This window comes from Azospirillum sp. P4_B5 (genome assembly GCF_056402275.1).
The window spans coordinates 1-1,738 of record NZ_JBFUHT010000122.1; the positions used below are offsets into that span (position 1 = coordinate 1).

The 1,738-nt window shown below is 68.7% G+C and carries 1 protein-coding gene; it reads left to right on the forward strand.

Annotated features, from left to right (window positions below):
* Window positions 1-62: 62 nt before the first annotated feature.
* Window positions 63-1,685 carry an ISL3 family transposase gene (locus AC1DVI_RS32270; protein ID WP_476961454.1) on the forward strand — a complete coding sequence of 541 codons (1,623 nt, stop codon included), beginning with the start codon at window positions 63-65 and terminating at the stop codon, window positions 1,683-1,685.
* Window positions 1,686-1,738 lie beyond the last annotated feature (53 nt).

Genomic DNA, 1,738 nt, shown 5'->3' on the forward strand with positions numbered 1-1,738 from the left:
GTGAGTGCACTTGCGGGCGACAGTGAGCACATAGGGGGAACGGCATCCCTTTCCTGAGTGCTCTGATTTCCTTGTCAAAATCTCTGCTGTCCCTGCTCCCGCCCGGTCTCGCTGTTGATCACGTCACCGTCGCCCATGATCGCGTTGTTGTGGCCGTGCGCGCTCGCGCCACCACGGCGGCCTGCCCCATGTGTCGGCATCCCTCGCGCCGCGTTCACAGTCGGTACAGTCGCCGCCTCGGCGACCTGCCTTGGCAGGGCCGGGTCGGCCAACTCGACCTCCAGGTTCGACGGTTTCGCTGCGCCGCTGTCGAGTGCCCGCGCCGCATCTTCGCCGAACGTCTGCCGGCCGTCGCCTTGCCGAAGGTTCGGCGGACCGTCCGGCTGTCGGAGGCGCAACGGCGCATCGCCCTCAGCGCCGGCGGCGAGGCTGGTGCCCGCTTGGCGGCTTGCYTGGCCATGCCGGTCAGCGGCGACACGTTGTTGCGCCTGATCCGGGCGGCTCYCCTGCCGGCGGTGCCGACACCRCGCGTCATCGGCATCGACGACTGGTCCTGGCGGCGCGGTCAGCGCTACGGCACGATCGTCGTCGATCTGGAACGCAACCGTCCCATCGACYTGCTGCCCGACCGCCACGCGGAGACGGTGGCGGCGTGGTTGAAARCCCATCCCGGGGTGGAGGTCGTYGCCCGCGACCGCGCCGGCGCTTACGCCGACGGCATTCGGGCCGGCGCTCCGAACGCCGTCCAGGTCTCGGATCGCTGGCACCTTCTGCGCAATCTCGGGGATGCTCTGGCYGGGGTTCTCGACCGCCATCATYATGACCTGYGCGCGGCAARCAAAGCGGCAGCGGGAGCCACCATGGAAATCAGCACGGCCCCCGCGCCGTCCCCGRCGCCCCCACCGCTCCCGGCACCAGCGGCCGAGTTGCCAAYGRCGGATCGCCACGGCGTYCGGMAGGCCCGGTTTGACGAGGTGATGGCGTTGCACRGCCAAGGCTGGCCGATGAAGCGGATCGCCCGCACGCTCGGCGTCAATCGCAAGACCGTCCGYGCGTGGGTGCGGGCCGGCGAACTTCCAGTCTGGTCGCAACGGGATCGCGGCAGCGCGGTCGATCKCCACGCCGTGTACCTCCGGCAGCGCTGGGGCGAGGGCTGCCACAACGCCGTCCGGCTGTGGCAGGARATCCAGGAGCGTGGGTTTCGCGGGCAACTCCGCACCGTGCAGCGCTGGGTACGCCGCCTGCGCGATGCAAGCCCGACCTCAGYTGGCGCGGTGGGCTTGATGGGACCGTGGAAGATGCCCTCGAAACGCCGGGCGGCGTGGCTGGTGGTGGCCGATCCGGAGACGATCGATGCCACCGAGCAACGGTTCGTCGATGCCTTGCTCGYCMGTTCCGAGGGACTCACCACGGTCATCGAGTTGGCGCGYGCGTTCAGCAYCATGRTGCGTCGTCAGCAGGCAGACCGGTTGGATGGATGGTTGGCCGCGGCGAGGGAAACCGCCCTGGCCARGTTCGCCGATGGGCTCGTGCGTGATCTCGCRGCGATCCGCACGGCGCTATCGCTGCCGTGGAGCACCGGGCCGGTGGAGGGACAAATCAGCCGCTTGAAGACCATCAAGCGAACCATGTGCGGCCGCGCCAAGTTCGACCTGCTGCGTCATCGGGTTCTGGAGGCCGCATGAACGGAAGCGCTCCAGTCATTCCGCTGCACCAAAAACGCGGAAGGACCAGTTTG